Genomic DNA, 17,799 nt, shown 5'->3' on the forward strand with positions numbered 1-17,799 from the left:
CGTGCCAAGCGGGTCAGGGCCTGCCGGGCACAGGCCTGATGCGCGACGCCAGCCAGACCAGCACCAGCACCGGCAACCCCAGCAGCGCCGTCGACACAAAGAACTGCGCATAGCCGAAATGGTCCACATAGACGCCCGAGAAGCCGGCAATCCACTTGGGCAGCAGCATCATCATCGAACTGAACAGCGCATATTGGGTGGCCGAGTAGTTGACGTTCGTGAGACTCGACAGATAGGCGATGAAGGCCGCCGACGCAATACCGCCGGCCAGGTTGTCGGCGGAGACCACCGCAATCAGGCCCACCAGGTCATGGCCACGGGTGGCCAGCCAGGCAAACAGCAGGTTGCTGCCGGCCGACAGCACCGCGCCCAGCATCAGCACCCGCATCACGCCGATGCGCATCGAGATCACCCCGCCAATGAAGGCGCCGACCAGTGTCATGATGACGCCGAAGATCTTGCTGACCGAGGCGACCTCGGCCTCGGTGTAGCCCATGTCGACATAAAAGGGGTTGGCCATGATGCCCATCACCACATCGGAGATGCGGTAGATCGCGATCAAGGCCAGGATCAGCGCCGCATGCCAACCGTAGCGGCCCAGAAAGTCGGCAAACGGGGCGACCAGCGCCTCCCGCAGCCACTGGGCGGCATTGCGGGCAGGGGTCAGCGCCTTGGCCACGGGCTCGGGCGACAGCAGCACGGTGACCACGCCCACCAGCATCGACGCGGCCATCACCAGGTAGGCAAAGCTCCAGGCCTGGCGCTGGTAGTCGCCCGCGCCTTCTTGCAGCCCCAGCGCCACCAGCCACAGCACGCCAGCGCCGGCCCAGATCATCGCGATGCGGTAGCCCGTCTGGTAGGTGGCGGCCAGTGCCGCCTGGCGCTCGGCGTCGGCCGATTCGATGCGGTAGGCATCGAGCGCAATATCCTGCGTGGCCGAGCCAAAGGCCACGGCCAGCGCGCACCAGACCACGTGGTTGAGGTGCAGTTGCGGATCGGCCCAGGCCATGCCCAGCAGGCCGGCGATCACCAGGCCCTGGGCCAGCAGCAGCCAGCTGCGCCGGCGCCCCAGCAGGCGCGTGAGGCCTGGCAGCGGCAGCCGGTCGACCAGTGGCGACCAGACCCATTTGAACGCATAGGCCAGGCCCACCCAGCTGAGGTAGCCGATGGTGCTGCGGTCAATCCCCGCCTTGCGCAGCCAGAACGACAAGGTGCCCAGCACCAGCAGCAGCGGCAGGCCGGCAGAAAAGCCCAGCGCCAGCATGCGCAGGCTGGCCGGCTCGGTGTAGACGCGGAACGTGTCCGCCCAGGAGCGGCGGGCGGCAGGCGCGGGAGCGGAAGAAGAGAGGGGCGAAGAGGTGTCGGCCATGCAGACGGAAAGCTGTGCAGTAAGCGGGGCGGCCCGGGCCAGTCCCGGACCATGCGCCAATATACGCTGATCCGCACGGCCAGGCGGGGCAAGCGGCGCAACAGGGAGCAACCGCCGGCGCCTGGCTACACTGTGCGCTATGCACTGATGCACCGCTGCCATGGCCGACCACTCTCACCACCGCTTGCTGGCTCCTGACTACTCTGTTCGCCATTACGAAGGCGAGCAGCAGGCGCACAGCCATGACCATGTGCAGCTGCTGTACGCACTGGCTGGCCGCATGGAGCTGGAGGTCAATGGCAAGGCGGCCTATGTCGATACCGCCAGCGGCGTGGTGATACCGGCCGGCTCCACCCATGCCTACCTCGCGCAGAAGGGCAGTGCACTGGCCGTGGTGGATGTGCCCGATGGCGCAGACTGGACGCAGATGCGCCGCTTTGCCGCACCACCGCGTGACTGGCTGGCCACCCATGCCTCGGCCTTGACGGTGGCCCAGGCCCATGTGGCCTGGGTGCAGCAATCGCCTCAGCTGCTGCTGCGCCGTGCGCTGGATGTGCAGGCCATCACCGCTGCGGTGCGGGCCGATCTGGCCGGCGACTGGCGCACCCCCCAACTGGCGGCCCTCGCGCACCTGAGCCCGCAGCGCTTCCATGTGCGCTGGCTGGAGCTGACCGGCAGCACCCCCCAGCAGTGGCTGCGCGACCTGCGCCTGACCGAGGCCAGCAAAGCGCTGGCCGCCGGCCAGCCGCTGGAGACCACGGCACTGCGCTGCGGCTACAGCACCGCCAGCGCGCTGGCCTATGCACTGCGGCGCGACCGTGGCGTGGGCAGCCGCAGCCTGCGCAAGAGCGCGGCGCGCTGATGCATGGGGCCTGTGGAGCAGCGCAGGCACAAGCGTTTCTCGACATTTGCCCGGGTCCCGCCGCAGCACCATAGCGGTATGACACAGACATCCAGCGGCATGGTTTCCCCTGCACCTTCTTCTTTCTTCAGCGCCTCCGCCCAGGGCATTGCACTGGTCGCCATTGCCGGTGTGCTCTGGGGCACCAGCGGCACCGCCCAATACTTAGGGGCGGCGGGGCTGTCGCCGTTCTGGGTGGGTGCGGCGCAACTGGCGGTGGCGGCGGCCTTCCTGGGCCTGAGCCTGCTCTGGGCGCGGCGCGGCAGCACTGGCAGCCTGGTGCTGCGGCCCCGCCAGGCGGGGCTGCGGCTGTCGTCGTTCTTCTGGGCATCGCTGGGCATTGGCGGCTACAGCGTGTTCTTTTATGCTGGCCTGCAGATGGCCGGTGTAGGCGTGGGCACGGCCGTGGCCATTGGCAGCAGCCCCATCTGGGCGGGCCTGCTGCAGGCGCTGGTGCTGCGCGCGCCGCTGTCGCCGCTGTGGTGGCTGGGCACCTTGGTCAGCGTGGCCGGTGGCGTGGCGATGGTGATGGGCGAGGGCGGCAGCAGCCAGGTCTCCTGGCCTGGGCTGGCGCTGTGCCTGCTCGCGGGGCTGTCCTATGCCGGCTATGCGCTGGTCAACAAGCGCCTGGTCAGCCATATGTCGCCCAAGGTGGTGAACTTTTATGTGTTCAGCGGTGCTGCGCTGCTGGCGCTGCCTGTTGCCGCGCTGTATGCGGGTGCGCCGCAGTGGAGCCTGTCTGCCGTGCTGGTCGTCGTCTACCTGGGCGCTGTCGTCTCGGGCATTGCGCACTTGCTGTTCTCGATGGGCCTGCGCCATATCTCCGGGCCCACCGGTGTGGCGCTGAGCCTGATCGAGCCAGTGGCGGCCTTTGTGCTGGCGGTGTGGATTGTCGGCGAGCACCAGCCCTGGGTGGCCTGGGTGGGCTTGGCGGCGGTGCTGCTGGGGCTGTGGGTGGTGGTGAAGGCGGAGATGCGGGGCTGAAATCCAGGTCACGCATTCGCTGGTGCCGCCCGCAGGCCCAGCGATAGAATGGCGCTCTTGCCACCATGGACTGCGTTTGCTGCCCCTGTATGACCTTGCCCGAAGCCACTTACCAACTGGATGATGCCGTATGGTCGCGGGTGCTGACGCAGGAGATGGCCAGCCAGCTCCAGGGCCAGTCGCTGGTGTTCCTGGCTGGGGATACGGCGGGGCATACGCACCAGATTCCGCTGCTGGTGACGGCCTTTGAAACGCAAGGCCGAACGGCCCCAGGCATGGCCGCATTCCGGCTTAATTTTCAGGGCCCGGCCGCCCCGGTGCTGCCCAGCCAGACCTACCGCGCACGCCATGCGGACTGGGGCGACTTTGCGATCATGGTGTCCGCAACCGGGGCCGATGCGCAAGGCGTGTACTACGAGGCCCACTTCAGCCATGCCCTCTGAGCTGCCTGCGGCGCTGCAGCTGGGCCGCTTGCAACTGCGCCAGTCTTTGGCGTCGGATGCGGATTTTTTGCGTGCTCTTTACCGCGATGTGCGCAAGGATGAGCTGGCGGCCACCGGCTGGCCGCCTGAAGCCATCGATGCCTTCTGCCAGTCGCAGTTTGATTTTCAGCGTCAGCACTATGGCAGCTACTACCCCGATGCGCTGCATTACCTGGTCGAACAGGATGGCCAGCCGATCGGGCGTTTGATTGTGGAGGACGGGCCCGATGAGTTACGGGTCGTCGATATCTCGCTGCTGGCTGCACAGCGTGGCCAAGGCCTGGGCAGCGTGCTGCTGCGGTGGCTGTGCGACTGCGCTGATGCCCAGCGGCAGCCGCTGGCGCTGAGTGTGGAGCCGCATAACCGCGCGCGCCATTTATACCTGCGGCTGGGCTTTGTGCAACTGCCAGGCGATGGGCTGTACGTGACCATGCGCCGCGCGCCCACCAAGACGGAGCCTGCCGAATGAAAGACCATCCAGAACCCGCCGCCGCCATCTTTCCGCCTGGCCAGGCGGTGCTGCCGGCCCAGCGCGCCGCGCTGATGGGCCATGCGCCCTGCTGCATCTGGCTCACCGGGTTATCTGCCTCGGGCAAGACCAGCCTGGCCCATGCGCTGGAGCGGGCCTTGCACCAGCGCGGCTGCCATACTTATGCGCTCGATGGCGACAACCTGCGCCAGGGGCTCAATGCCGATCTGGGTTTCAGCGCCGAGGCGCGGGCAGAGAATATCCGCCGCATGGCCCATGTGGCGCGGCTGATGGCCGATGCCGGCCTGGTGGTGATTGTGGCTGCCATCTCGCCGTTTGCGGCAGACCGGGCACAGGCGCGGGCCTTGTTTGCGCCGGACGCCTTTGTCGAGGTGTTTGTCGATACGCCGCTGGCTGTGTGCGAGGCGCGCGATCCCAAGGGCTTGTATGCGCGCGCCCGGCGCGGCGAGCTGCGCGACTTTACCGGTATCGACAGCCCGTATGAGCGGCCGCTGCAGCCGGAGCTGCATTTGCAAGGCAAAGACCTGGCGCCTGAAGCTGCGCTGAGAGCTGTACTGGCGTATCTGGATGCGCTGGGCTTGGAACAGAAGCGGCCCGGCTGAGCGGGCCGCTTCTGAAATGCCCAATGCTCAGTTGCGCGATGGGAAGACGCCTTCCAGCGCAATGATGAAATTCACGGCTAGATAAGGTTGCATGATGGAGAACGGAATGGATCCGCCTGCCTGCCCTATGGTGACAGTTGGAGCAGGTGCATTACCTCCCAAGGGGACCGTTGTGCCGGCGCTTGCCGAATCAATGTACTGTGAATCCCGCTGGTTGGATTGCGCCAGTAAAGAGCCCGTAATTGGTGCCTGCAATGTGCCTGCAGACGTGCTGGCCATGATGCTACCGTTGGGGGTAACGGTGGCGGGGTGGGTATGGATGGGCATATTCGAACTGGTCAACGTGGTGTTGTGCGTGCCTCCCACTTGTCCCAGGACAAAAGGCTCGAGCCCTGGACCCTGACCGGTACCCACGGGCACGCGACTACTCAAATTTGGAAGTTGAAAAGTGCTCTGTCCGTTGCCACCATAGGTGGTCCCTAGAATGGAGAACAGCGCCACATTTTGTTGGATAGCCAAAATCTGCCCCTGACAGAATGCCCAGCCTCGTGGGGCGAAATTGCCAGCAAACATGACGATTTGGCCAATAAACGGGTCCATGGTCGATTCCTTTAAGGTAGTTAGGTTTGCAGATAGCCATTAAGCCATCCGCTGATAAGTGGGGTGTTCGGGCGGTTGTTTACGCGGCGGCTTGAGATCGCTGTGTGTGGCCGGATAGCGAGCGGTCCCCGCAACACTGACTTTTGCCAAGCTTGGTGCAATGCAGAAGTCGATGGTTGCTGAGTAACATTCTCGATCGCGGCCGCAATGCTGTAACCTGCCTCGGCACCCATCAGCGCGGCAGCAGTCCAAGGCACTGCTGCCAGCTCAAAACGATGCTTCCAAAGCGGTTCGGCTTGAGCAGCGCCGGGCCATGCACCGGCGGTGACGGCATTGGCCCCGGTATGTACATCCCCCAACCACGGAAAACCAGCCAGCCCCCAATCACCCTGCGACTGCGCATGCGCCTGCCACCAGTGAGCAAAGCGGGCCAACTGCGGACCTGAGTAGAAAGCGACAACGGCATCAGGCCGGTGGCTGAAAACGGCAGTACGCAGGCCGTCAAATTCCTCGCTCTGCGGCCCAAACTGACCCACATGGCGGGCAAGCACCCGTCCACCCAGCGCACGGTAACTATGTTCAAAGGTATAAACAAAGTCGTAGCCACCTTCCATATGGCCCACCGCCAGCACGGCCCGTGGGCCTAGTTGTTGGTAGACGGCCTGCGCCAGCTGCGCGGCGCTGCCGCACAGATCCAGGCTGTGGCGCACGACGGCCTGGGGCTGGCCCGGCTTGGCATCGGCAGGCAGATCGGCACCGGTATCGCTGGCCCACAGAGGCAGCCCCCTGGGTTGCGCATGGGCGGCCACCCTGGCTTCGACGGCGGGCGGCATCCAGCCGACAACGCCATGCAGTTGGGGCAGCTGATCCATTGCCGCCGTGATGCTGCGGGCGGCACGGCTGGGGGTGGGTGGGGCTTCCACCCAGTGCAGCTGTAGAGCGATCTCCGGCCGCTGGGCCAGGCCCAGCTCCAGGCCTCGGCGGTAGTCCGAGCCCAGAGTGGCCACCTTGTGCGACTGCGGCGCCACGGCCAGCAGCTGCCAGGCCTTGGCCGTTTGCGGGGCCGGGGCGCTGTGGACCAGCGCCTGCGCAGCACTCCAGCCGCCGGTCGTGCTGACGGCCACGCTGGTGGAGGCGAGAAAATGGCGTCTTGGAATCATGGTCATAGAGCGGCCTCGGTGAGAGTCTCTGCGCGGTCATGGGCGTCGCACCGGGCCCGCAATTGCTGGTAATGGGGGGCCATCCATTGCGCGGCCAGCGCGCGCAGTGCGGCGTCGGCCTTGGCATGTTTGTCGTTGGTGTCCTGGGCAAAGGGTTCATGCGGCCGCTTGCCGTGGCGCGACAGGCGCTCGCGCAGCGCCTGCATGGCTTTTGCATCGGGTTGCCAGGACATGCGTGGCAGCACCCACTGCTCGATGGCCTCGGGCAGCTGGGCATGGTCCAGCACCAGCGCTTGCGCCGGATCGGCCACCCGGGCCATGTCCGCATAAATGTGGCCCAGCATGCGTGCGCAGTACTGTGCGGGCGGCATCGTGGCCTGCTCCAGCAGGCTCAGGCCCGGCAGGCCGAACGTGGGGCCAAAGGCGCCGGGAACGAGGTAGAAAGCGCGCTCCTGCATCTGCGACACCAGCACCGCCAGCGGCTCGCGGGTCAAAAAGACCGGCAAGGCCTCAGGCCAGGCCTGCATCAACAGCGGTGCCTGGTCGGTGTTCCAGGCGTCGATCTTGAGGCTGGCCGATTGCAGCGCCGGGCTGGCCGCATCGCTGCGCTGGGCCCAGGCGCTCATCCAGGCACGCAGCGCGGCAATGGATTGCGCGGGGCTGAGCCAGCCATTGACCCGTGCCTCGCGCAGCAGGAAATCGACCGGTGGCGGCTCGGACATCGCCAGGTGGTGGGCGCTTTGCGCCAGTGCCTGGGGGAACAAGGTGGAGCCGCAGCGCGAGACATGGAACACCAGCAGGCAAGGAGTGATACCCGGCGACTGCGCCTGCCAGTCCAGCAGCACTTGCAGCGGGGTCTGCCGGCGGAAGGCCTGGTTGAACGGCAGGTTGAGCAGCGGCTTGAGGCTCTCCTGGTAGAAGGGGGCGCGCAGCGGTGCATCGCCCAGGCGCGCCCAGTCCACCATGGTCTGGTTGCCATCGTGGTACAGCCGAACGGGCCGCCAGCCCTGGAGTGTCAGAGCATCCATTGGGCATTCCAGGCGCGGCGCCCGGCCTTCATCGCCGATTCGACATCGGAGGCATCAAACACCAGGCCCTGGGCCTGGCCCAGCGCAATGCTGCGGGCGCTCAGGCTGGCCAGGTCGGCGCAGCCGGCCAGCGCATCGGCCAGTGCTTCTTGCGCAAACACGCGCTCGCGAAACTGTTCAAATGCCAACCAGGGATCTCCGTCATCAGGCGCTGGCTCGCCCTGGTCACCGGCGGCAAACGCCTGTGCCAGGCGCTCGTCCACCAGCGCATCTGCCACCAGGTGGATGCGTGCCTTGCCGCTGCGGTTGCGCACGCGGTGGGGCAGGGACACATCGGTGTACCAGCATTCACCCACGCGCATCGGCACCCGCTGGCCACCTGAATGGAAAAAAACCCGCTCTTCGGTCTGCAAGGGAATGTGCAGCCGGGCATCGCCCTCGGCGGCGCACAGGCCTGCATCGGTGTGCTCCATGATTTCGCTGTCAGGCTGCAGGCGCATCAGGCGCACCGATTTCCACTGCAGGTCCAGGCTGTGCAGCAGGGCGGCAATGGCGGGGCAGGCCTGCAGCGTCTCGCAGTCGGCATACGCGTCCAAACTGGCATCCATCGGCATGATGTCCGACGGCGCCTGGGCCGATGCCCGCAAGGCCAGCGCCTGCCAGCCACCATCGTGCCGGCCCTGGTTGAAATGCATGCGCCACAGGGATTCGGGCAGTTGCTGGGCTTCTTGCAAGGCAGCCGCTACCTCCAGGCGCCATGGCAGGCGCATGGTGGTGATGCCCTGCAGGCGCAGACCCTGGCGGGGCTGGGCTTGCAGGTCCGGAGCGGCCGTGTGGGTCATGGCGTGGTGACAGGGGCGCAAAGCGCGTAGGCCTTGCAGGTCAAAGAATTGTCGCCTTTGAACGAGTTCAGGATCTGTACCGACCAACCACGGGTACCGCTGCAGTTGGTCGGCGAGCCGGGTGCACTGACCGAAACACGCACATCGAAGACAGGGTTTTGTACGGTCCCGCTAAAAGCCGAATGGCCGCCACCGATCACTTGCTCGCCAACATTGCAGCAGGCGACTGCTTGGCAGAGTTCACCCGTGCCATCGCCTTCGACAGTGCGTACAGCGGCAATCGAGCCGGCGGGTCCTTGAATACCTTGGGCACCAGGCGGGCCTGGCTCGCCCTGAGGTCCTTGCAAACCGGTCGCGCCCGTCAGCCCGGTCGCGCCAGTGGCGCCTGCGGGACCAGCAGGGCCTTGAGCGCCTGTGGCACCTTGGGCGCCGGTAGCACCGATGGGACCGGCAGGCCCGGTCGCACCGGTAGCACCTGTTGGACCTATGGGGCCTGTCTGGCCCGCAGGGCCGGCAGCGCCGGTGGGGCCCGCAGGGCCTGCAGGACCTGCTGGGCCCGTTGTACCCACAGCGCCGCTTGGGCCGGTTTCACCCGTGGGGCCTGCCGGCCCAACCGGGCCAATGGCGCCTGCGGGGCCAACCGGGCCTTGCGGACCGGTGGGACCGGCCGGGCCTGTAGCGCCCGTGCCAATGCCATCGGCACAGCGCAGCAGGCGGCCGGTGGCAGGGTCCATGCACAGCTGCTCGGTGCCGGTCTCGGGCGCGGTGCGGACTGGCGGCACATAGGTTTCGCCGGTGCCCTGCACCCGGAACAGATCCTGGTTGGCCTGGTCCTTGATGACAAAGCCGGAGCCTGCCGCCGGCTTGAAGCTGGTATCGGCAGACCATGCGGCGCTCGCAGCCAGGGCCATGATGCCGCCGGCCAGCCAACGGCTGTGGAAGAAGGAGGTGACGAGGTTCATGGCTGGGTTCTCAGAAAAGAGCGGATGCGGGCAGAGCGCAACGCGCCCCAGGACAAAAGCGAAAGCAGCAGTGCGAGGCTGGCCGTCCAGCCCAGGCCGGAAACCGGCACCGCAACCGGCGCCGCGCTAGGCGGTGGGCCGATGTAGACATTGACCAGGTTGACGTTCTGCTGCGTGACTTGTGCGCCCGGGCCCAAGGTGAAGGTCGCTGGCTGGCCGGATGCGGTGGTGATCTGCAGCGGCTGGCCCGGCTGGCCTTGCAGCACCAGGTTGCCCGTAACGACGATATTGGCGCCGTTGGGCAGCACAAAGCTTTGACCGCTGCTGGAGCTGAAGGTGAGATTGGCCACCGTGGTGACGCCGGAGACGGTGAGGCTGGCGCCCGGCGCGGCGCAGGAGCCGTCGAAAACCATGGTGCTGGCCGCTGCGTTCAAGCTGCCCTGGTTGCGAAAATCGGAGCCCAGTTGGATGCTGCCCTGGGCATCGAGCACGCCACCCGTTTCGATCAAAAAGGCCCCAGCGTTTTGCAGCGTGCCACCGTCCAGTGCATAGCTGCCCGCAATGGTGACGGCCTCACAGCCCAGGTCCTGGCTGCCACCGCCTAGGCTCCCTTCAGAGCCAGCAGGGATCTCCATCTGCGCATGCGCAGCAGAGGCAAGGCCAAGCGCGATGCTCGCGGCGGCCAGAAAACGCAGATGAGGCATGGGCGGGCCTGTTTTGCTTTGGAGCAAATGTAATTGGGTGTAGATTTGTACCAGAGCGAAACATAGTTTGCAATTTATTTATTAAATATATTTATTAATGTGCTAAGCGAAATCGTATTTGGGGATACAACCGCTGTGCAATCATCGCGTTTTCATGATTGGAACTGGAATGCCTGACCTGCCTCACCCGACACCGTTGTTCAGCTGTGCCTGCCACGGGCGCCGCGCCTGGTTGCAAACGCTGGTGGCGGGTGCCGCCGTGGTGGGGGCGGGCAGCGCCTGGGCGCAGGTCGATGTGGGCAAGTCGTCCGCGCTGCGCAATCTGGTGCCGGCCGAGACGCTGGAGCAGGCGGCGCAGCAGCAGTACGCCGAGCTGCTGGCGCAGGCCAAAGAGCAGGGTGCGTTGGCGGGGCCGGGCAATGCGCAGCTGCAGCGGCTGCAGACGATTGCCCAGCGCCTGATTGCGCAGGCCCTGCCCTGGAACCCGCGCGCCAAGGACTGGCAGTGGCAGGTGAACCTGATCGGCAGCAAGCAGATCAACGCGTTTTGCATGCCCGGCGGCAAGATCGTGTTCTACACCGGGCTGATCGACCAGCTCCAACTCAGCGATGATGAGATTGCGATGGTCATGGGCCACGAGATGGCGCATGCGCTGCGCGAGCACTCCCGCGAGCAACTGGCCAAGACCCAGGCCACCGGGCTGGGCATCCGCCTGGGCGCGGCCATTTTTGGGCTGGGCGATATGGGCACGGCCGCCGCCAACCTGGGCGGCCAGCTGCTGACGCTCAAGTTCAGCCGCTCCGACGAGTCCGATGCCGATCTGGTCGGGCTGGAGATCGCTGCACGTGCCGGCTATGCGCCGCAGGCCGCCGTGACGCTGTGGGAAAAGATGGGTGCTGCCACCGGCAAGGGCGGCATCGGCTTTCTGTCTACCCACCCGACCGGGCCGGACCGCATCGCCAACCTGGAGGCGAATGTGCCCAAGGTGCAAGGTCTTTACGAGCGCGCCAAGCGCTAGAGCCCCGGCCTGAACGCGCTCACACCCATTCCACCTGCATCGGGTTCTTGCGCGAGAACAGCGCCACATGCGCATCGATGGCATGGCGCACCCGTGCCAGCGCCAGGGCATCGTCTGCGAGCGTGCATTCGTCGGCCCGCAAACTGCAGTGGCCCCAGGGGAACTGCGCTTCGCCCTGCAGGCTGTCGTACTGCACCTTGATCTTGCGGCTGAAGTGGTAGCACAGCCGCTGCAGGTAGCGGCTGGCCTCTGGCGTCGCTACCTGGCCTTGGGTGCTGAATGGGGTGTCGGTCGATGAAGTCATGGCGTCGGGCGATCAGTCCTGCAGAGCCATTGCCAACGCCTGCTGCGCCGCTGGCAGCATCGCGCCGCCGTGGTCGGCTCCGGGAAAGCTGGCATAGCGCAGCGCCAAGCCGGGCGCGCCGCGCAGACCTTCCATCAAGGCCGGAATGCCGGGCGCGTTCTGGCGCTGGCGCCGTATCGCATCACGGGCCGGGTCGCTGGCGGATGCCGGCGGCGAAGACTGCGTCGATGGCGCGGCAGGCCGGGCTTCCCGCTCACCCTGCGTCAGCAACAGCTGCAGCGCCGCTGCATCGGCAGGCCGGTTCGCGGCCTGTGCCAAAAAGCCGGGCAAGGCCTGCAGCACCAAGCCATCGCGCCACCAGATCGAGGGGCTGGCGGCGACATAGCGCTGAAAACTGCCCGGCCGGGTCAGCAGCGCATGCAGCACGCAGAGGCCGCCATACGAGTGGCCAAAAAAGGTCTGGCGCGCCCGGTCGATCGGCCAGCTCGCCTCCACCAGCGGGCGTACCTGCTGGTCGATGAAATCCAGAAAATGGTCGGCGCCGCCTTCGGCACGCCCGCGCGCATCGGTGGCCGGCCCGGGCGCAGGCGGCGTGTAGTCATAGCTGCGGGCGCTCAGGTCCAGCACCGCGCTGTCGGCATAGCCCAGGCCGACGACCACCGCGCCTTGCGTGGGCACCGAGGGGCCGCGCGCAAAGCGGTTGCGCATCAGCTGCGCGGTGGGTGTGAACAGCAGGTTGCCGTCCAGCAGATAGAGCACCGGGTAGCCTTGGGGCGGCGGCGGGGCGGGCGGCACGGCCACCATGATGCGGTGCACGCGCTCCGGTGCGCCCGGGCCCGGCATGCCGGGCGCGCGCAGGTCCAGCTGCCGCGTGCCGGGCAGGGTCACGGGCGGGGCGTCCTGCAGGCTGCTTTGCCAGGCGCAGCCGGGCAGCGCAAGCGCGGCGCCCAGGCCCAGCAAGCGGCGCCGGGTCCCATCGGCCAATTGGGCCAAGGGCAGGGTGGGGAAGGGGGACAGGGCAATGTGCATAGGGGCGGGGCTTGCGGCAAATCAACCATGAGCTTGAGAATGATTTGCATTAAGAAATTATCATGGCAAGCATGGCACAAACCCGCTTGGCCCATGTTTGCTGCAGCAAGAAAAATGTTTGCGCATGCCGGGCACCCCTTCCACCCGCTACCGGCCTGGCCCATGCACAGCGCTGATCCTGCATCCAGCCCAGAGGCGGATCAGGCGGACCTGCGCGCGCATGTCTCGCGGCTGCGCGAACTGCGCCCGGGCCTGCACCTGCACAGCGAGGACGGTTGCGACCTGCGCGACCAGACTGCGCAGGCCGAGATCGGTGCCGGGCTGCGCCTGGTGGTGCTGCTGGAAGGGCGCATTGATGTCTCCTACGGTTTGACCCGGGTGGCGCTGAGCCATGCAGGCGCGGGCGCCAGCGCGGCGCTGGTGTCGGTGGCCGAGCGCGAACGCTTTGAGCGGCGCGCGCGCTCGGGCGTGTATTCCCGCCGGGTCAGCCTGGGGCTCACCCCCGCCTGGCTGGCCCAGGCCGGTGGTGGCGACGGGGCCGGCTGGCCCGGTCTGCAGCGCTTCATGCATGAGCACCTGGCCACGCGCCGCTGGCAGCTGTCGCCCCGCGCCGCCGTGATTGCCGAGCAGATCGTGCATCCGCCAGGCTTGGCGCCGCTGCTGCAGCACATGTACCTGGAAAGCCATGCGCTGGAGCTGCTGGGCGAGGCACTGGCCACCGTGGGCGATGGCGAGGCCGCCGCCCCAGGCGCCAGCGCGGCAGGCCTGCTGCCGCGTGAACACCAGCGGCTGCGCGAGCTGCAGGCGTTTCTGGCCTCGGGCCAGGCCGATGCGCTGTCGATGGATGCGATTGCGCGCCAGGCCGGTGTCAATGCCAGCACCTTGCAGCGCCAGTTCCGCAGCGTCTACGGCACCACCGTATTCGAGTTCTTGCGCGAATGCCGGCTGCAGCGCGCCCGCCAGGCGCTGGAGCGCGACGGCATCACCGTGGGCCAGGCGGCGCTGCTGGCCGGCTACACCAGCGCCGCCAACTTTGCCACCGCCTACCGCAGGCGCTTTGGCCTGGCGCCCAAGCTGGCGCGGGCACGGGTCTAAAAGCGCGCGCTCTTCCGTCCGCATCCATGGCCTGGTCTCCGCCGGACGGCACTGCCGCTGGCGCAAACATCTTTGTTGCCCGCGCAAACCACGGCGCGTCCCCCAGATGGAAGAATTCAGTACTTGGTAATGAAAATCATTTGTCTTTCAAAAAGGGGCGGTATGTCGATCCAGGCAGGGGAACAGGGGTGGCGCTTGCGCGCCGTGGCAGCAGCGGTGCTGGTAGTGGGTGTGCAGGCGGCAGCGCAGGCACAGACCCAGGCAGCGGCAACCACACCGCCGGAGCAGGATCCGACCTTGGAGACCGTGCAGGTGCTGGGCACGGCAGAAAGCGCCTGGAAGCAGGCACCGGGCGTATCGACCGTCACGCGCGAAGACCTGGACAGCCAGCCGAGCAATGACCTGGCCGATGTGCTGCGCCAGCAGCCCGGTGTGAACCTCACCAGCAACTCCAGCAGCGGCCAGCGCGGCAACAACCGCCAGATCGACCTGCGCGGCATGGGCCCGGAAAACACCTTGATCCTCGTCGACGGCAAACCCGTCAACAGCCGGGGATCGGTGCGCTACGGCTGGCGCGGCGAACGCGACACCCGGGGTGACATGAACTGGGTGCCGCAAGAGGCCGTCGAGCAGATCGAGGTGCTGCGCGGCCCCGCCGCGGCCCGCTATGGCAATGGCGCCGCTGGCGGCGTGGTCAACATCATCACCAAGGGCATCCCCGACAAGCTGAGCGGCAGCGCGACGGTCTACTACAACCAGCCCGAAGATTCGCGCGACGGCAGCAGCAGCCGCACCAGCTTCTCGCTGGCCGGGCCCATCTCGGAGCAACTGGGCTTTCGCCTGAGCGGCAATATCGACAAGACCGATGCAGACGCCTGGGACATCAACCAAGGCCATGCCTCGACCCGCACCGGCATCTATGCCGGCACCTTCCCTGCGGGCCGCGAAGGCGTGCGCGACCGTAATCTGTCGGGGCGGCTGAGCCTCAAGCCCGCAGCGGGGCACCGCATCGACTTCGATGCCAGCTTTGCGCGCCAGGGCAATATCTATGCGGGCGATACGCAAAACACCAACAACTACACGGTCGACGCGAATGGCAACCTGGTCGCCACCTCGCAGCGCGTGCTCGATGCGCTGGGCACCGAGACCAACCGCATGTACCGCTCCACCTATGCTGTCACGCACAAGGGCGAGTACGACTTTGGCAGCTCCACCGCCTACCTGCAGTACGAAACCACGCGCAACACCCGCCTGAACGAGGGCCTGGCCGGCGGCACCGAAGGCCTGTTCTCCAGCGATGCCTATGGCACCTCCAAGCTCGACATCCTGACCGCCCATGGCGAGGTCAGCGCCCGGGGCACATGGGGCAGCCTGCCCCATGTGATGACCGTGGGCGCCGAGTGGGTGGAGCAAAAGTTGGAAGACAGCAACTCGGTATCGCAGACCACGACCGAGGCCGGCAGCGTGCCGGGGGTGGACAACACCGGCCGCAGCGGCAAGATCTCCTCGCGCATTGCCTCGGTCTTTGTCGAAGACAACATCGAGCTCAACGCCCGCACCTTGCTGACCCCCGGCCTGCGCCTGGACCAGCACAGCGAGGTGGGCACCAACTGGAGCCCGTCGCTGAACCTGTCGCACTACCTGACCGACAAGGTCACGTTGAAGGCTGGCGTGGCACGGGCCTACAAGGCGCCCAACCTCTACCAGATGAACCCCAACTACCTGCTCTACAGCCGCGGCATTGGCTGCTGGGGCGCGGGCGGTGCCTGCTATTTGATGGGCAATGCCGACCTCAAGCCCGAGACCAGCATCAACAAGGAGCTGGGCATCGAGTACGCCGACGAGGGCCTGCTGGCCGGTGTGACCCTGTTCCACAACGACTACCGCAACAAGATCGATGCGGGCATGACCCCGGTGGGCAGCGCTACTGGCGGCACCGGCGCCTATGCCAATGCCGATGTGTTCACCTGGACCAACATCCCCAAGGCGGTGGTGTCTGGCGTGGAGGGCACGTTCAACATCAAGCTGGGCCCTGCAGTGCGCCTGAGCAACAACCTCACCTACATGGTGCAGAGCAAGAACAAGACCACCGGCGAGCAGCTGTCCATCATCCCCAAGTACACGCTCAACTCGCGGGTGGAATGGCAGACCACCAACGCCTTGCAACTGCTTGGCTCGGTGACCTGGTATGGCGGCCAAAAGCCCAACAAGCTCGACTACCAGGGCCTGCCGCTGACCGGCGAGGAAACCCGCCGCCTGGCCCCCTATGCGCTGGTCGGCGTGGGCGCGCGCTACAGCTTCAGCAAGGATGTCACCCTGACCGCCGGCATCAAGAACCTGTTTGACAAGCGCCTCTACCGCATGGGCAATGCCGTGGGCGTGAACAACCCGCGCACCATCTACGGCGCCGGTGCCGCGACCTACAACGAGCCGGGCCGCTCGTTCTATGCCTCGCTGACCGCCAGGTTCTGATCGGCGTCTACGCAAAAAAGGCCAGCGGCATGCCGCTGGCCTTGGGCGTTAGACCCTTCGCTGGAGATCAGGTCCCACCCACATAGGGGTTGCTCTGGCGTTCGCGGCCAAAGCTGCTCTCGGGACCATGACCGGGGATGAACACCGTCGCATCGCCCATGGGCCACAGCCGCTGGGTGATGGAGTCGATCAGCTGCTGGTGGTTGCCCTGGGGAAAATCGGTGCGGCCGATGCTGCCGGCAAACAGCACATCGCCGACAAAGCAGCGCGCGATTTGCGGCGCATGGAAAACCACATGGCCAGGGGTGTGGCCGGGGCAGTGGCGCACCTGCAAGGTCTCCTGCCCGATGCTGACCGTATCGCCATCCTGCAGCCAGCGCGTGGGCACAAAGCTTTGCGCGGGCGGAAAGCCAAACATCTGGCTTTGCTGGGGCAGGCCATCAATCCAGAACTGGTCGCCCGGGTGCGGGCCAATGATGGGCAGCCCGCGCTGCTCGGCCAGCTCACCGGCGCCACCGGCATGGTCGATATGCGCATGGGTCAGCCAGATGGCCTTGAGCTGCAGACCGAGGCGTGCAATCTCCGCCTCGATGCGGTCCAGATCGCCGCCGGGATCAATGACGGCGGCCTCCATCTGCTGGTCGCACCAGACCAGGGAGCAGTTTTGCTGAAACGCGGTGACGGGAATCGTGTGGTAGTGGAGCATGGTTTGTTGGGAGGCTGGCGGCAGCGCGCAGGCCGCGGATGCGGGGCGCAATCCGGCTATTGTGCGGCAAGCTGCGGTGGGCTTGGGGCTGGCTGGGGTTCAGAGCCGCCAGTGGCGGGTGCCGCTTGGGGGATGCCCCGTAAAATCAGTGCTTCGCCCATCGGTTCTACGTCTTTTCTGGAGGTTTGATGCCCCGCCCTCCTGCCTTGCCCCGTTCGGATTGGGTGCTGCGCAGCCCGGCCTCCGGCGCGATGGAGCGCATCGAGGCCTGGTTCCAGGGCCCTGCCTACGCGATGCACCGCCACGACACCTATGCGATCGGGCGCACCTTGGCGGGCGTGCAGAGCTTTCACTACCGGCGCGGCCGGCGCGACAGCCTGGCCGGCAGCACCCTGGTGCTGCATCCCGACGAGGCGCATGACGGGCAGGCCGGCACGGACGAGGGCTTTCGCTACCGCATGGTCTATGTGGAGCCCGCGCTGATCCAGGACATTCTGGGCGGCAGCGCGCTGCCTTTTCTGGAAGGCGGCATCACCCACGACCCGGCGATATCGGCCGCTGCCCAGGCCTTGCTGCAAGGTGTGGATGATGTTGTCGAGCCCTTGGAGCAAAGCGATGCGCTGGCACAGCTGGCCCATGCGCTGGCCGCTGCCACCGGCGGGCCCGGCACGCGGCGCGCCAAGGCCAAGGGTGACTACCAGGCCGCCCGCCGCGCGCGTGACTACCTGCAGGCCCATGCCACCCGGGTCGTGGCACTGGACGAGCTGGAAGCGGCCACCGGCCGCGACCGCTGGAGCCTGTCGCATGATTTCCGCATGTTCTACGGCACCAGCCCCTACCGCTACCTGACGATGCGCCGGCTCGATGCCGTGCGGCGCCTGCTGCTGGCGGGCCTGTCACTGGCCGACGCCGCCCAGGATGCCGGCTTTGCCGACCAAAGCCATATGACGCGGCATTTTCTGAAGACCTTTGGCATCACGCCAGGGCGCTGGCTGCAGGTGATGCGCCATGCACGACCTCGCTGAACCCGGCACCACAAACGTTCAATACG

19 protein-coding genes are annotated in these 17,799 nt (G+C 66.6%); 9 read left to right on the top strand and 10 right to left on the bottom strand.

Features of this window, described 5'->3' with window-relative positions; all coding sequences use genetic code 11:
* Positions 1-13 precede the first annotated feature (13 nt).
* The gene (locus AB7A72_RS17385; protein WP_239810242.1) at positions 14-1,369 is read right to left on the bottom strand and encodes an AmpG family muropeptide MFS transporter; all 1,356 of its coding nucleotides are present in this window, start codon (positions 1,367-1,369) and stop codon (positions 14-16) included.
* Between the two features lie 160 nt (positions 1,370-1,529).
* On the opposite strand from AB7A72_RS17385, the gene AB7A72_RS17390 reads away from it, so the two are divergent.
* From AB7A72_RS17390 to cysC, 5 genes are all read left to right on the top strand, one after another.
* Positions 1,530-2,231 (top strand): helix-turn-helix domain-containing protein, encoded by a 702-nt coding sequence (locus AB7A72_RS17390; protein ID WP_239810243.1) that lies wholly within the window; start codon positions 1,530-1,532, stop codon positions 2,229-2,231.
* 78 nt (positions 2,232-2,309) lie between these two features.
* Positions 2,310-3,254, top strand: a complete 945-nt coding sequence (locus AB7A72_RS17395; protein ID WP_239810244.1) for a DMT family transporter — start codon at positions 2,310-2,312, stop codon at positions 3,252-3,254.
* Positions 3,255-3,343: 89 nt separating this feature from the next.
* On the top strand, positions 3,344-3,697 hold the full coding sequence (locus AB7A72_RS17400) for a DUF6916 family protein (protein ID WP_239810245.1): 354 nt from the start codon (positions 3,344-3,346) through the stop codon (positions 3,695-3,697).
* Positions 3,687-4,205 carry a GNAT family N-acetyltransferase gene (locus tag AB7A72_RS17405; RefSeq protein ID WP_369460691.1) on the top strand — a complete coding sequence of 173 codons (519 nt, stop codon included), beginning with the start codon at positions 3,687-3,689 and terminating at the stop codon, positions 4,203-4,205. Before AB7A72_RS17400 ends, AB7A72_RS17405 begins: the two co-directional genes overlap by 11 nt.
* On the top strand, positions 4,202-4,828 hold the full coding sequence (gene cysC / locus AB7A72_RS17410) for an adenylyl-sulfate kinase (RefSeq protein WP_342395171.1): 627 nt from the start codon (positions 4,202-4,204) through the stop codon (positions 4,826-4,828). Before AB7A72_RS17405 ends, cysC begins: the two co-directional genes overlap by 4 nt.
* Positions 4,829-4,855: 27 nt before the next feature.
* Here the strand turns inward: cysC and AB7A72_RS17415 are convergent, their stop codons facing one another.
* The 6 genes from AB7A72_RS17415 to AB7A72_RS17440 are packed head-to-tail and all read right to left on the bottom strand — an operon-like array spanning position 4,856 to position 10,124.
* Positions 4,856-5,428, bottom strand: coding sequence for a phage tail protein (locus tag AB7A72_RS17415; protein WP_239810247.1), 573 nt, complete (start codon positions 5,426-5,428; stop codon positions 4,856-4,858).
* A gap of 20 nt (positions 5,429-5,448) precedes the next feature.
* Positions 5,449-6,594 carry a type 1 periplasmic-binding domain-containing protein gene (locus AB7A72_RS17420; protein ID WP_369460692.1) on the bottom strand — a complete coding sequence of 382 codons (1,146 nt, stop codon included), beginning with the start codon at positions 6,592-6,594 and terminating at the stop codon, positions 5,449-5,451.
* A complete protein-coding gene (locus AB7A72_RS17425) occupies positions 6,591-7,616 on the bottom strand; it encodes a sulfotransferase family protein (protein ID WP_239810249.1) in 1,026 nt (341 codons plus the stop codon). The genes AB7A72_RS17420 and AB7A72_RS17425 overlap by 4 nt, the downstream gene beginning before the upstream one ends.
* Positions 7,604-8,458 carry an aspartyl/asparaginyl beta-hydroxylase domain-containing protein gene (locus tag AB7A72_RS17430; protein WP_369460693.1) on the bottom strand — a complete coding sequence of 285 codons (855 nt, stop codon included), beginning with the start codon at positions 8,456-8,458 and terminating at the stop codon, positions 7,604-7,606. The genes AB7A72_RS17425 and AB7A72_RS17430 overlap by 13 nt, the downstream gene beginning before the upstream one ends.
* Positions 8,455-9,420, bottom strand: coding sequence for a collagen-like domain-containing protein (locus AB7A72_RS17435; RefSeq protein WP_312462551.1), 966 nt, complete (start codon positions 9,418-9,420; stop codon positions 8,455-8,457). The genes AB7A72_RS17430 and AB7A72_RS17435 overlap by 4 nt, the downstream gene beginning before the upstream one ends.
* Entirely contained in the window at positions 9,417-10,124 is a 708-nt protein-coding gene (locus AB7A72_RS17440; RefSeq protein ID WP_312413890.1) for a hypothetical protein, read from the bottom strand. Before AB7A72_RS17440 ends, AB7A72_RS17435 begins: the two co-directional genes overlap by 4 nt.
* A 169-nt stretch (positions 10,125-10,293) precedes the next feature.
* On the opposite strand from AB7A72_RS17440, the gene AB7A72_RS17445 reads away from it, so the two are divergent.
* On the top strand, positions 10,294-11,142 hold the full coding sequence (locus tag AB7A72_RS17445; RefSeq protein WP_239810252.1) for a M48 family metallopeptidase: 849 nt from the start codon (positions 10,294-10,296) through the stop codon (positions 11,140-11,142).
* Between the two features lie 19 nt (positions 11,143-11,161).
* On the opposite strand, the gene AB7A72_RS17450 is transcribed toward AB7A72_RS17445, so the two are convergent.
* Both AB7A72_RS17450 and AB7A72_RS17455 read right to left on the bottom strand, forming a co-directional pair.
* Entirely contained in the window at positions 11,162-11,446 is a 285-nt protein-coding gene (locus AB7A72_RS17450) for a DUF2218 domain-containing protein (RefSeq protein WP_369460694.1), read from the bottom strand.
* 12 nt (positions 11,447-11,458) lie between these two features.
* Positions 11,459-12,475 carry an alpha/beta hydrolase gene (locus AB7A72_RS17455; RefSeq protein WP_369460695.1) on the bottom strand — a complete coding sequence of 339 codons (1,017 nt, stop codon included), beginning with the start codon at positions 12,473-12,475 and terminating at the stop codon, positions 11,459-11,461.
* 162 nt (positions 12,476-12,637) lie between these two features.
* On the opposite strand from AB7A72_RS17455, the gene AB7A72_RS17460 reads away from it, so the two are divergent.
* Complete coding sequence (locus AB7A72_RS17460; protein WP_369460696.1) at positions 12,638-13,570, top strand: helix-turn-helix transcriptional regulator; 933 nt, start codon at positions 12,638-12,640, stop codon at positions 13,568-13,570.
* 162 nt (positions 13,571-13,732) lie between these two features.
* On the top strand, positions 13,733-16,042 hold the full coding sequence (locus AB7A72_RS17465) for a TonB-dependent siderophore receptor (RefSeq protein WP_369460697.1): 2,310 nt from the start codon (positions 13,733-13,735) through the stop codon (positions 16,040-16,042).
* A 67-nt stretch (positions 16,043-16,109) separates the two neighbouring features.
* On the opposite strand, the gene AB7A72_RS17470 is transcribed toward AB7A72_RS17465, so the two are convergent.
* Complete coding sequence (locus tag AB7A72_RS17470) at positions 16,110-16,748, bottom strand: MBL fold metallo-hydrolase (RefSeq protein WP_239810257.1); 639 nt, start codon at positions 16,746-16,748, stop codon at positions 16,110-16,112.
* Positions 16,749-16,936: 188 nt separating this feature from the next.
* Here AB7A72_RS17470 and AB7A72_RS17475 point away from each other — a divergent pair, with 188 nt between their 5' ends.
* A complete protein-coding gene (locus AB7A72_RS17475; RefSeq protein WP_313336453.1) occupies positions 16,937-17,773 on the top strand; it encodes an AraC family transcriptional regulator in 837 nt (278 codons plus the stop codon).
* Positions 17,774-17,799 lie beyond the last annotated feature (26 nt).

Origin of the sequence: Comamonas sediminis (assembly GCF_041107495.1) — a bacterium.
Classification (GTDB): domain Bacteria; phylum Pseudomonadota; class Gammaproteobacteria; order Burkholderiales; family Burkholderiaceae_C; genus Comamonas; species Comamonas sediminis.